The 12,671-nt window shown below is 18.5% G+C and carries 10 protein-coding genes; 8 read left to right on the forward strand and 2 right to left on the reverse strand.

What is annotated here, in order from left to right:
* The first annotated feature begins 545 nt into the window (after positions 1-545).
* Positions 546-1,184 carry a CatA-like O-acetyltransferase gene (locus T523_RS07545; RefSeq protein WP_042708353.1) on the forward strand — a complete coding sequence of 213 codons (639 nt, stop codon included), beginning with the start codon at positions 546-548 and terminating at the stop codon, positions 1,182-1,184.
* Between the two features lie 244 nt (positions 1,185-1,428).
* On the opposite strand, the gene T523_RS09180 is transcribed toward T523_RS07545, so the two are convergent.
* On the reverse strand, positions 1,429-1,590 hold the full coding sequence (locus T523_RS09180) for a hypothetical protein (protein WP_198016041.1): 162 nt from the start codon (positions 1,588-1,590) through the stop codon (positions 1,429-1,431).
* Between the two features lie 426 nt (positions 1,591-2,016).
* Between T523_RS09180 and T523_RS07550 the strand changes: the two genes are divergently transcribed.
* On the forward strand, positions 2,017-5,202 hold the full coding sequence (locus tag T523_RS07550; protein ID WP_042708354.1) for a hypothetical protein: 3,186 nt from the start codon (positions 2,017-2,019) through the stop codon (positions 5,200-5,202).
* A 500-nt stretch (positions 5,203-5,702) separates the two neighbouring features.
* On the opposite strand, the gene T523_RS07555 is transcribed toward T523_RS07550, so the two are convergent.
* On the reverse strand, positions 5,703-6,083 hold the full coding sequence (locus T523_RS07555; protein WP_042708355.1) for a hypothetical protein: 381 nt from the start codon (positions 6,081-6,083) through the stop codon (positions 5,703-5,705).
* 774 nt (positions 6,084-6,857) lie between these two features.
* Between T523_RS07555 and T523_RS07560 the strand changes: the two genes are divergently transcribed.
* From T523_RS07560 to T523_RS07585, 6 genes are all read left to right on the forward strand, one after another.
* Entirely contained in the window at positions 6,858-7,124 is a 267-nt protein-coding gene (locus T523_RS07560) for a 2TM domain-containing protein (protein ID WP_042708356.1), read from the forward strand.
* A gap of 117 nt (positions 7,125-7,241) precedes the next feature.
* Entirely contained in the window at positions 7,242-7,700 is a 459-nt protein-coding gene (locus T523_RS07565; RefSeq protein WP_042708357.1) for a LytTR family DNA-binding domain-containing protein, read from the forward strand.
* 29 nt (positions 7,701-7,729) lie between these two features.
* Positions 7,730-8,161 (forward strand): DUF3021 domain-containing protein, encoded by a 432-nt coding sequence (locus T523_RS07570; RefSeq protein ID WP_042708358.1) that lies wholly within the window; start codon positions 7,730-7,732, stop codon positions 8,159-8,161.
* A gap of 486 nt (positions 8,162-8,647) precedes the next feature.
* Entirely contained in the window at positions 8,648-9,475 is an 828-nt protein-coding gene (locus T523_RS07575; protein ID WP_042708359.1) for a methyltransferase domain-containing protein, read from the forward strand.
* Positions 9,476-9,586: 111 nt separating this feature from the next.
* Positions 9,587-10,069, forward strand: a complete 483-nt coding sequence (hycI, locus tag T523_RS07580; protein WP_052334693.1) for a hydrogenase maturation peptidase HycI — start codon at positions 9,587-9,589, stop codon at positions 10,067-10,069.
* A 1,819-nt stretch (positions 10,070-11,888) separates the two neighbouring features.
* The gene (locus T523_RS07585; RefSeq protein ID WP_042708360.1) at positions 11,889-12,353 is read left to right on the forward strand and encodes a DUF2115 family protein; all 465 of its coding nucleotides are present in this window, start codon (positions 11,889-11,891) and stop codon (positions 12,351-12,353) included.
* Positions 12,354-12,671 lie beyond the last annotated feature (318 nt).

A 12,671-nucleotide genomic window follows, 5' to 3' on the forward strand; every position in this document is an offset into this window, starting at 1 on the left:
GATTTCTCTTGAATATTTAGTTTATAACTACATTTTATTATTGTAAAGTTTATAACTATATTTTATTCCAATTGTAAAAAATTTGAATTATTTTGAAATTTTAAACTTTTAAAATCTATTTATTCTTAAATTTCAATAAAGTATTTTTTCTAAATTATTAAAATTAAAGTAATTTGATTATTTTTTAAAATTTTAATTATATTGATAAGTATTTTTTATAAAAAAATTTCTAAAAGTTTAGTAATTTAAAATTCAATCTAAGAAAGTTTATTTTAAAGATTAAAATTTTATATAATTTTTAAAATCTAATTTATAATATTGTTTTTTAATTATGTAATAGCTAAGATATAAATAATATGTATCATTTAAATTTATGTTATTGCTGTTTTTTTATTTAATAAATAATTATATAATATTAATTAAACTAATAATAATTGAGTAATTTATTGGATATTAATTAAATTAATAAAATTTATAATTGAATAATCTGTATTTTTATAAAATATTGGTTTATGTAGTTGATTAATTAATTAAGAGAGATTTTTATGGAATACAATAAGAAAAAATTAGATATTAACATTGATGACTTGCCTTATAAAGATGTTTTAACTTCAAGATATTCAATGACAGTAAGAGTAGGTGTAGAAAAAACATATGATTATTCTAAGAAAAACAATTTATCTTTTTTTAATTTAAGTTTAGCATGTATTTTAGAAGGATTAAATGATATACCTGAATTTAAAAGAAGAATAATTGATAATGAGATTTATGAGTTTGAAAAAATTAATGGAATAACTCCTATTTTACAGAAGGATAATTCAATAAAAGAGCTAGAAATTGAACCTTTATCTAATTACGATTCAATTAAATCTTGGAATGATAATATTCAAAAGAAAAAAGTTAATATTGATAAATATCAATATGATTTAGATTTTTTATTAAGGGATGAAGAACCTATTGCTAATTTATCATGTATTCCATGGATTGATTTTGATTCTATGACTAATATGATTGTTTCTCCTAATCAAATAATGCCTATTATATCTTGGGGAAAATTAGTAAATGGTAAAATTCCTGTTTCATTAACAGCAAGTCATATATTTATATTTGGATATCATTTTAAATTATTCTATGAGAATATTGAAAAATATTTCCAAGATCCTGAATTAATTTTAAATAAATAAATGTTTTTTTTAAATTATTGTCTTTTTATTTTTTGGCTTTGTTGAAATCCTTAAAATTTTTAGAATAAATTTTCTTAAAATTGATTTTTAAGTATTAATTATTGTTTAAATTTTTATAAAAAATAGATTTTAACAGACCTATAATTTTCTTAAAATTGATTTTCAAGCATTAATTATTGTTTAAATTTTTATAAAAAATAGATTTTAATATTATTTTTTTTAAATGGTTAAGAAAAATTTTTTCTTACCTATTTATTTGTTGTATTGTTAATATTATGATTATTATTGAGATTATTATTTCTGTTAATCCTATTGTTAAATCTTCCTTATTTGTAATTACAAGGCATATATTTAATAAGATTTGTATAATACATAATATCATTAGTATATATTTATAATCAACCATTATACCTCACCTTTACCTATTTTTTATATTCTTTTTTATGATTTCTTTTTTGGAATATTTTATTTTATAGTAATTTTTATATAATAGTGAAAATATAGTAACAAGTATTAGTAAGAGGAAAATAATCCTCTTATTTAATACTTGTTATTATTTGGATTACAATTTGGATTATCATTAAAATTATTGTAATCCTTTTATAATTTTTTCACTAATTTTTCTATTATTTAAATTTTTATAAAAAATAAATTTTAAGAGACTCATTTTTTTAAGAATTTTACTTATTCAATATTTTAATTTTTTTTTAGGTTTATTCTTTTTTTAAATTTTAATTCAATAATTTTATATAATATATTTAATTTAATTATTATTGTATTAGTTTAATATTTTATATTATGCTAATATATTAAGAAGAAACAGGGGGATATGTTGAAACTTAATAAGTTTTTTATTATTGTATTATTAGTTTTAATCTTATTTTTATGTGTTAATTCTGTATTTGCAGCAGATAATATTAGTCAAGGAGATAATTTAAAATCTTCTAATAATATTAATAATGTATATACTAATTTTATTAATGATTCTAATTCTAATAATTTGAATAGTGATTCTTCTAATAATTCAAATAGAGTTAATGATTCAAAAATAATATATATTAGTCCTAATGGTACAGGAAATGGTTTAAGTAAAGATGATCCTTCTAATTGGTCTCAAGCAGAAAATCTTATTAATAATAAATTAAGGAATGAAGTTGTTTTTACTGATGGAACTTATTTTATTAAAAATATTAAATTTAAAAATGTAGGTAATATAACATTAAAAGCTTTAAATAATCAAAAAGTTACTATTGATTGTCAAAATAATAGTTTTATATCATTTGATGATAATAATTTAACTTTAATTGGTTTAAATTTATATAATTTAAAAGGTTTAGTAGGTATTGGTACTTTTATTGGAGATTATTTAAATTTTGTAAATACAAGTTATTTTAGAGGTGGAGCAATATCTACCTCAAAAGATGTAACTTTAAATAACTCTAATTTTACTAATTCACATTCTAATAGTTATGGTGGAGCAGTATATGCTAAAGGTTATTTTAATGGTAGTAATTTGAATTTTATTAATGTAAGTTCAAATCGTGATGGTGGTGCTATATATGGTAATTATATATTTTTAAATAATTCAAACTTTACTAATACTTATGGTAATGAAGGTGGTGCTATTTGTGCTGTTAAAAGTATTAATGGTAGTAATTTGAATTTTATAAATTCTGGTGCTAATACAAAAGGAGGATCTATTTGGTCTTGGGGTAATATATCTCTTATTAATGTTAATATTACTAATTCATTTTCTATATTAGATAAATATCTAGATGTTGGTAACATTGTTGCTAATAATTATTTTATAGGTAATAATCTAGTTATTTATAATACAAAGAATCATGATAGTGGTGGAGCAATTAATGCGGGTATTAAAATATATTTAAATAATACAATTATTACTAATTCTACCTCACAAAGATATGGTGGAGCAGTTTATACTAAAGATTTAATTGGAGATAATTTATTTATTTACAATACAAAATCTTATGATTGTGGTGGAGCAATTAATGCTGTAAATGCTACTTTAAATAACATTAACATTTCAAATGCCCATACTTATGGTACTGGTAATTTAGGTAGAGGTGGAGCTATTAATAGTAATAATTTTGTTATAGGAAATAATATAAATATTTTAAATTCAAGTTCTACAAATACTGGTGGAGCTATTAATGCTAGATATAATGTTTTTTTAACTAATTCAACTATTATTAACTCTTCTACAGTAAATGCTGGTGGAGCTATTAATACTATAAATTTTACAGGAAATAACTCTTTAATATCTAATTCTAGTACTAGAATTGGTGGTGGAGTATATGCTTTAAATTCTAATATAAATAATTTAAGTTTTATTAATGATACTGGAATTAATGGTGGTGCTGTATTTACATTTAATGGAAATATTAGAAATTCAACATTCATATCTAACAATGCTTATGATGGTGCTGTAGTTGATTGTAATAATCTCACTTTTAATTCAAATAACTTAATTAATAATACTGCTAAAACTTATGGTCTTGTATATTCAATTAATGCAACAATAAACAATAATACTTTTACTAATAATAATGCTTTAAACAATATTTTAGTTTATGTATTAAATAATTTGAATACTAATAATATTTCATATATATCAAAACCAAATTCAACTAGAGTTTTAGTTGATTCTAATAATATTAACTCTACTACAGGTTTAATTGATTTAGGTAATGGTTTATATGGATTATTTACACAAAAGACATTAGATCAACCTAGTGAAGTATATTTAGTTAATGATACAAATTGGATTCATAATCAATTAACAGGTGAAGATGTTAGTGCTTATATTAAATTATTAGTTTTAAAATATGCTAATTCTAATATTAACCTTCAAAATATAACTTATATATTTACAGATGAAGATTATAAAAATAGTGATAATCCTATTGTAAAAGATGTATTAAGTTTATATGATTCAAATAAAAAAATCGTATATTATGATAATGTTTATTATCCTTTAGAAAATGGTACATTTATGGTTATTAATCCTAGTTTCACTGGAGGTAATGCTAATTATAAAAATATTATGGCATTTAAATATAGATACATTAATATTTTCTATAATTTCACTGTAAATATGACTCCAATTAATAAAACAGTTTTAAAAGGTAATGACGCAGTATTTAACATCACTATTAATAATACTGGTAATGATTATCTATATAATTTAAGTATTGTTGAAGATGAGTTTAGTGGATTAATTTTTGATAAAAGTATTTTTAATTCATCTTGGACAAAATCAATTAATTCAGATGGTAAATTAGTCTGGACATATAATGAAAGATTAGATCCAAATGAAAAAGTAAATCTTTTAGTTTATTTTAATACAAATTTTACAGGTAATTTTATAAATTATATTATAGCAAATACTGATGAAATTAAAAATAAAACTGCAAATGCAAGTGTTGAAGTTTTAGAAGAAGATTATACTGTAAATATTACAAATTCTACTGTATTACTTTATAATAAAACTCCAATAACTATTAATATTTATAATAATGGTTCTGCAGTTTTACATAATATTAGTATTGTAAGTATAGATCCTATAGGATTAAAATATGATTCATTTATTGGGGATAATTGGACTTATTCAAAAGTTAATGGTAAAAATATATGGACATATCATGGTATTTTAAATCCTAAAGATAATCTAAAATTAATCATTGTCTATAAAGCAGTAAAAACTGGTAATTATCCTATTTTATACAATATAAGTACTGATGAGGGATTAAATACAACAATAAATACAAATGTTTATGTATATAATGATTTTAATAATAAATCTGATAATAAATCAAGTAAGAAATTAAATAATAATTTAACTAATAAATCAAATAATTTAGGTAGTTCTAATCATAATATTAATGAAGAAATTAATAATTATAATTTACCTAAAACAGGATTACCAATCTTATTGTTTGTTATAGTTATTATCATTTTATGTATTGTTGTTATTTATAGAAGGAATCAAAATTAATTTTTTTAAAAAAGAGGTTTAACCTCTTATTTATTTTTTTAATTTTTTAATATATTTATTTAAGATGACTCTTAAATTTATTAAGCTTTTAAAACTCACTAATTTTTAGAAATAGTTTTTAAATTATTTTAAGTATATTATTTAAATTTTTATAAAATGATTTATTTGACTTAATTTTAATATAAATCTTATTTTACAATTATTAAATGAGAGATTATATATTATTTTTAAATTAATACTTAATTTTTTTAGTTAATTTGTGTTTAATAATGGATTATGTATTTTTTTTAAAATAGTGCTTAATTTTAGTCTATTTTGTATTTAATAATGAATTTATTGTAATTATTGAATTTAAATTAAGTAAATATAAAATATTTTTTTATAGGAGTATTTTATTGAAAATTTATTAATAAGAAAAATTCTAAGATTAAATTTAATATCTTTATAATAATTATGAAAAATAGTATGAAAATTATTAAAAGAATAAAATAATATTAATTTTATGAGAAATAGTTAAATGATTCTACCTCTTTATCCGCTACTTCATTATCTATTATCTGTTTGAATAATACAAGTATTGTGTTATCAGTTTCAAGTATCTTTTTTGCAGTAGTGTATGCAAATGCTTCAGAATCATTATTCCATTCTGCCCCATCAGATACACTTTTTAATTTACTCCAAGATACAGGTATTGTTTCAATAATTTCTCCATCAGTATTATAATTATTTACTGTGAATGCAGTAGGTTCATGGTGATTTTTAATATCTTCAAGGTATCCTGGGATTAACTGTTTTAAGTATTCTTCATAAGTATATTCACCTTTAGCTATTTTTAACTCTTCTGCAAAAGTTTTACTTAATTGTATTGCAGTATTTTTCATAATATTACACATCCTTTTTCATTGTTTTAATATTATTATTATTAATATTATTAAAGACAACATTATTTGTGTTATTTGATATGATGTTGTTTGAGCTTATTACTGAGATTATTAATTGTATAATAAGTAATATTAATAAATTTTTTTGTATTGTATCATAATTTACCTCCAATTAATAAATTTATTTTTTTAGGAAGCTTTTTATATGATATGAATATAAAAATATAAGTAAGAATTGGGAAATTTAATTCCCAATTATACTTTTTATGATATTAATTATGATGTTTATTATGGTGAGTAACATCATAATTTTTTTATATTCATCATTTTAATTAAATTTTAATATTTTATATTTATTTAGTTTTAAATTCTTTTTATTATTTAGAAATCTTTTTTCTACTTTTTACTAATCTAAAATATTTTTATATTTTTAATAATATTCTTTTTAATTATGTTTTTTGTTTTTATTAATTTAAATTTAGTAATATTCATTTTCGTCATGTTTTTTGTTTTTATTAATTTAAATTTAATAATATTCATTTTGTTATGTTCTTTTATTTTTACTAATTTAAAATATTTAATATTATATTGTATTTTAGTTTATTTTTATCATTACTATTTGCATTTTAGTATAAGTTTTTTGCATCTTGTTAATTAGTATAATTATTCATTAATATAATAATTAACTAAGTATTATTATCTAAAAATAAATGGAATTCCATTATGATTTTAGAAAGAATTTAAAAAAATTTCAATTAAAACTCAGGTGTTTTTATGTTTGATGAGAATTTATATAGTAGGGCAGAAAAAAGAGTAGATGAAAAAATAGGATTTTATAATCACCTATACAGTTTTATTGTAGTAAATGCAATTCTTTTTGTTATTAATATTCTTTTTTCAAAAAGTGAATGGTGGTTTTACTGGATAACTTTATTCTGGGGAGTTGGATTAGTATCTCATTTCATTAAAACATTCATTTTTACTGATGGAAAATACAGAGAAAATATGATAAAAAAGGAAATAGAAAATTTAAAAAAATAATTTCATTTATAATCATTAATTTCAATATTTTATGTATAAAAGTATGAGATTTTAATATTTTAAGTATAAATGAAATAATATATATTATTAAAAGTGAAAATTTATTGGATAGATTTTATGAAAGTTGATTTATTTATTTCAAGAGATATCAAAGAGCCTTATACTGAAATCCATTCAGATTCTTTAACTCCTAAGATTCAAAAGGCTATGTATATTTTGGAAAATGAAGGTATATGTGAAGATGATGAAAATAATTCAATTTTAGCAGTTAAAAAAGGGAAAGATATTGTTCTCTTGGATTTTGAAGATATTTTCATGATTAAAGTTGAAAATAAACAAACAAAGGTTTATTCAGATACTGAAGAATACTTTATTAAGAAACCTTTATATCAGATTGAAGAAGTTTTAAACTCTGATTTTATTCGTATATCAAAATCTACAATTGTTAATTTAAGAAAAGTTAAAAGAGTAGCTCCATCATTAAGAGGAATGATGTTTATTGAATTAAAAAATGATTTAAAAGATAATATTTCAAGGAAATATTTAGCAGATTTTAAAAGAGCTTTAGATTTATAATTTTATTATTTTTTAATTTAGGTGGTAATATGAAAAGTGATTTAATTAAAAGATTAGGAATTGGGGCATTTATAGGTTGTTTTATGGTAATGTTTGTTATGGTTTTAATATCATTTTCTGTAGGTCCTGAAAAGATAATGTTTACTGGTTCAGAAATAATAAATGCTTTCTTTGGATCTATTGTTGTTGGATGGGCATTTTCTTTAACTGGATTAATCTATGAAAAAGATGAAATTGCATTTCCATTTCAAATTATCTTTCAAATGGTAATTGGTATGGGGGTATTATTTGTAATTGCAATTTATTTAAAATGGATGCCAATTAACTTAGGAATTGGTCCAATAATTACTTGGGTTTTAATAGCTAGTATGTTTGCTGCACTATTCTGGTTTGGTTTTTACTTTTATTATTCTCTTCAAGCAAGAGATATAAATAAAAAATTAGAATTATCTAAGGATTAAATATTTTAATTTATTTTTTTTATTTTTATTTTTTTATTATTTGTTGATTATATTTTTTTTATTTTTATTTTTTTATTATTTGTTGATTATATTTTTTTTATTTTTATTTTTTTTATTATTTGTTGATTAAGTTTTTTTTTGATTTATTTTTTTTATTTTTATTTTAAGTCTGTTGAAATCCTATTTTTTATAATATTTTAAACAGTACTAATACTTAAAAGTTAAATTTAAGAATTTTTTAAAAAATTAGAAAGATTTCAACAAAGCATTTATTTTTTTATTATTTGATTAGGTTTTTTTAAGTTATTCTGGCTTTGTTGAAGTTTTTTTTAATTACAACTTATACAGTTAAAAATCATTGTAATTTAATAATATCTGTTTTTACTGGTTTTATTGTTTATTTTTACATTTTTTAAAAAAATTTATTAATCTTTTATTTAAAATGATAGTAAATATTTTAAATTATATTAACTAAAAATATTTATTATGGAATTTAGAACTACTACTTATCATAGTCATTTAATTAAAGATACAGAACGTTTATCTGCTTTTTATGAGGCTATCTCTGATTATGCTATAAAAAATGGTATATGTGAGTATAAGATTAAAAAAGATGAGGATAATTTAATAAATAAAGTTGTTTATGATTTAGGTTGTGGAAGTGGTATTTTATCATATTTTGCCTCATTATATTTTAGTTCTGTAGTGGGTTTTGAGAAAAATTATAAAATAGCTAAATATGCAGGTGAAAATCTTAAAGAATTTGATAATGCTTTAATTCTTGAAGCGGATATACTTGATTTAGAAGGACTTGAAAAAGCTAATTTAGTTATATGTGAAATGTTAGATACAGCATTAATTGATGAAGAAGAAGTACCAGTATTAAATCATTTTAGAAAATTTATGGAAGATGATTGTACTGTAATACCAAAAGAAGTTGTTAATTTTGCAGAACCTATATCAACAGATGTAAATAATATTTCATGGGAAGATCCTGATTCTCATTTTAATTATGAAATAATTGGAGAGGAAATTAGATATAGTAGTGTTAATCTTGAAGATTATATTGATGAAAATTTTAATCAGATTTTAGAGTTTAAAATTAATAAAGATTCAGTTTTTAATGGAATTAAAATTACAACTGTTACATTAATTACTGATAATATTATATGTGGTCCAACACCAATGTTTAATCCACCACTTTTTATACCATGTGAAAGAACTAATGTAGAATCTGGTGATACTGTTAAACTTAGATTAAAATATACTATGGGTGGAGGTATTGAAAGTATAGAAACTGAATTAATAAATTAATTTTATTAAAATAATGTTTTTTATTTTAAAATTTGTTTTGATTTATATTATGAAGTATTAAGCTATTATATTAATAATTAATGATTATGATTTTAATAGTGGTGAGTAGTTATGATTGAAGAAGGTTTAAAAGAATTTTTAAAAGATTGTAAAAAACTTGTAATATTAGGTATTGGTAATGATATTCGTGGAGATGATGGATTAGGTCAATATATTGTTAATAAATTAGATAAGAAAATAAATAATGATAATATTGAAATTATAAATGCAAAAACAGTACCTGAAAACTTTACAGGTAAAATAAGATCTATTGATCCAAGTCATGTATTAATTGTTGATGCAGTAATTATGGATGAAAAACCAGGAACAATAAGACTTGTTAAAAAAGAGGAAGTATCTAGTGTAAGTATATCTACTCATTCAATGTCATTATCTTATCTTGTTAAATATTTAGAACTTAAAAAACCATATAATATTTTGTTTATTGGAATTCAACCTGAGAATATGGATCTTGGTGAAATTTCACTTACCAAATCATGTAAAGATTCTTCAGATGAGGTTATAAGTATTTTAGAAAAAATATTAAACAATTAATGATCTGTTGATGATTATTTTTTATAAAAATCTAGAACAGTGTTTATATTGGGAATCAAATTTTAAGAAAGTTTTTTAAAAAATTACTATATTTCAATAAGACTTAATTAATTTTTAATTTATATTTTAGTTTGTTTTAAAGCTATTTATTTAGAAATTTATTTTTCTAAATTATATTATTTTTAAATTTAGTATTAGTTAATAGTTTATTCTTCTTAAATCAATTATTTTTAAATTTAATACTTTTTAAGAGTTCATTCTTCTAAAATATCTTATTTTTTAAATTTAATAGATATTTAGGATTTATTTTTTTAAATCATTTATTTTTAAAATTTAAAATAATTTTATTTTGAATTTAACATTTTTAACAATTCATATTTTATATTATTATATAATTTCTTTTTTACTATTATTTAGATGAGTTTTTTTATAAATTCTAGACTTTATATTAAATATAGAAAATAATTTTGACTTTTTTATTAAAGATATTTTTAATTGGAATTAATAGTTATAATTCTAATATCAATTATATTTTTTACTAGAAACTAGTTTAAAATAAATATTTTTATTAATAACGATTTACAAAATAAATAGTAATTATATATTAATATATAAGGGGGTTTTATTAATGTATGATAATATTATATTAAATCTAATTTAATAGCTAATTCTAATTATATATCTAGTTTTATTAATTAATTTAGAATTTTTATGATTATTGAATTTAAAAGAAGCATATATATTAAATAATGAAAATTTTAGAAGATTCATGTTTAATTAAGTATTATTCTAAAATTTGATATTTAATAGATTTTTTATAATTACTGTCTTTTTTATATCAAATAATAAAAACTTATTGATTTAATTAATAATTTATTAAATATGGTATATCTTTAAATAGATTTTATATTAAAATTTCTTAATTTTAATTAAACATGGTTTTTATTTTTATATTAACTTTTTAATAAGTAATTAATTTTTAAAACTTAAAATTAAATTTTTAATTGTAATTTTATAATTATATGATGTTTAATAGTTAAAAAATTCTATAATAAAAGGGGGAAAATAAAATGGGAGTATCTATTAATATAATAGTGATAATATTACTTATAATTCAAATAATATTGGGTATTTACGATTTGACTAATATGTAATACAATTCAGTTAATAATCTAAATAATAATATGTAATTGATTTTTTTATAAAAAACTTAATTATTTAGTATTTATAACTTATATTTGTGAATTAAGGATATATAAAACTTATTTAGTTGTTTACAATTATATGATTCTATAAATTAATAATATATGAAGTTAATGAGTATATTTACTGAATTAGAATAATATATTTATTATTTAAATTAAATAATAAATTTAAAAGCTTATTTTTTATTTATTATTATTTAAAAGTTTTATAGAAAAAAGAATTTTTTAAAGAGGTGATTGTGATGTTTTCATTAATATTAATAATAATTTTATGTATAATAAATTTAATATTAAGCACTTATTTATGTATAAATAAAAAACAAAATAAAAACACAAGTATTATATCAATAATAATTGATTTAATAATTATAATACTTACAATATTCCAAATAATGGGATAAAACGATTAAAGAAAAATAATATTTAATTTAGTATTAAATATTATATTACAAAATATTTAGATTCAATGTTGGTTATTTTAATAATATAATCAACATTTGATAATTTATTATTTTTGAGAATTATTGATTTTGTTTTTTTAATTTATATTTATTATTTAAAATTTTTCTAATTATACTAAACTTTTTTATATTATAATTATTACATTTAATATTATGAAAGCTTCTTCTTTATTAAATGAAATAAGAGAAAATTTAGCTAATTATCCAATTGATTATCTTAAAAATAAGGCAAAAGATGATCGATATCCGGATAGTATTACTAAAAGATTGGCTATTTATAATTCAAAAATATATGATGAAATATTTAATTTAGAATTAGAAACTGATTTTAATATTAAAGATAGTATTGTATCTAATTTAAAAAATGATATTGATTATTATTTTAGTGTTTATGATCCTTATAATGAGGATATTGAATTTACAAAAAATTTATGTTTATATCTTGTATTTATTGGTAAAAAACCACTTCATCCATATAGTGATGATTCTAAAAATTATGATGTATTTATAAAGAATAATAAGTTTTATTGTAAAAATAGAATAAAATATATTAAAGATAAAAATTCTTTATGTAGGTACTGTGTTTGTAGAAATTTAAGCTTTTTATCTTTTATGTAGAAATTTAATCTTTTTTTATTCTTAAATTATTTATTTAATGAAAAGTTATGATTATTGTGCTTTTATTTAGTATTTTATTTTTAATGAAAATTTATGATTATTGTGCTTTTATTTAGTATTTTATTTAATGAAAATTAGGATTATTATTTTCAATTGTAAGTATAATATTGTCTAAATTGAAATAATATTGTATAAAAATAAAATAGATTAATTTCAATTCCTTTTTTAAATTACAGTTAAAAATTATTATATCATATTTCTTCTTATTTTTATCTCTTTTTATATCTAAAATTTTTTTTGATAAAACATTAAATTTTT

Origin of the sequence: Methanobrevibacter wolinii SH (assembly GCF_000621965.1) — an archaeon.
GTDB lineage: Archaea > Methanobacteriota > Methanobacteria > Methanobacteriales > Methanobacteriaceae > Methanarmilla > Methanarmilla wolinii.

What these genes read in the sequence shown, in the direction of transcription:
- T523_RS07555 (WP_042708355.1), bottom strand. Translation starts at nt 6,083, where the DNA reads ATGAAAAATACTGCAATACAATTAAGTAAAACTTTTGCAGAAGAGTTA.
- T523_RS07570 (WP_042708358.1), top strand. Translation starts at nt 7,730, where the DNA reads ATGAAAAGTGATTTAATTAAAAGATTAGGAATTGGGGCATTTATAGGT.
- T523_RS07545 (WP_042708353.1), top strand. Translation starts at nt 546, where the DNA reads ATGGAATACAATAAGAAAAAATTAGATATTAACATTGATGACTTGCCT.
- T523_RS07585 (WP_042708360.1), top strand. Translation starts at nt 11,889, where the DNA reads ATGAAAGCTTCTTCTTTATTAAATGAAATAAGAGAAAATTTAGCTAAT.
- T523_RS07575 (WP_042708359.1), top strand. Translation starts at nt 8,648, where the DNA reads ATGGAATTTAGAACTACTACTTATCATAGTCATTTAATTAAAGATACA.
- T523_RS09180 (WP_198016041.1), bottom strand. Translation starts at nt 1,590, where the DNA reads ATGGTTGATTATAAATATATACTAATGATATTATGTATTATACAAATC.
- hycI (WP_052334693.1), top strand. Translation starts at nt 9,587, where the DNA reads ATGATTGAAGAAGGTTTAAAAGAATTTTTAAAAGATTGTAAAAAACTT.
- T523_RS07560 (WP_042708356.1), top strand. Translation starts at nt 6,858, where the DNA reads ATGTTTGATGAGAATTTATATAGTAGGGCAGAAAAAAGAGTAGATGAA.
- T523_RS07565 (WP_042708357.1), top strand. Translation starts at nt 7,242, where the DNA reads ATGAAAGTTGATTTATTTATTTCAAGAGATATCAAAGAGCCTTATACT.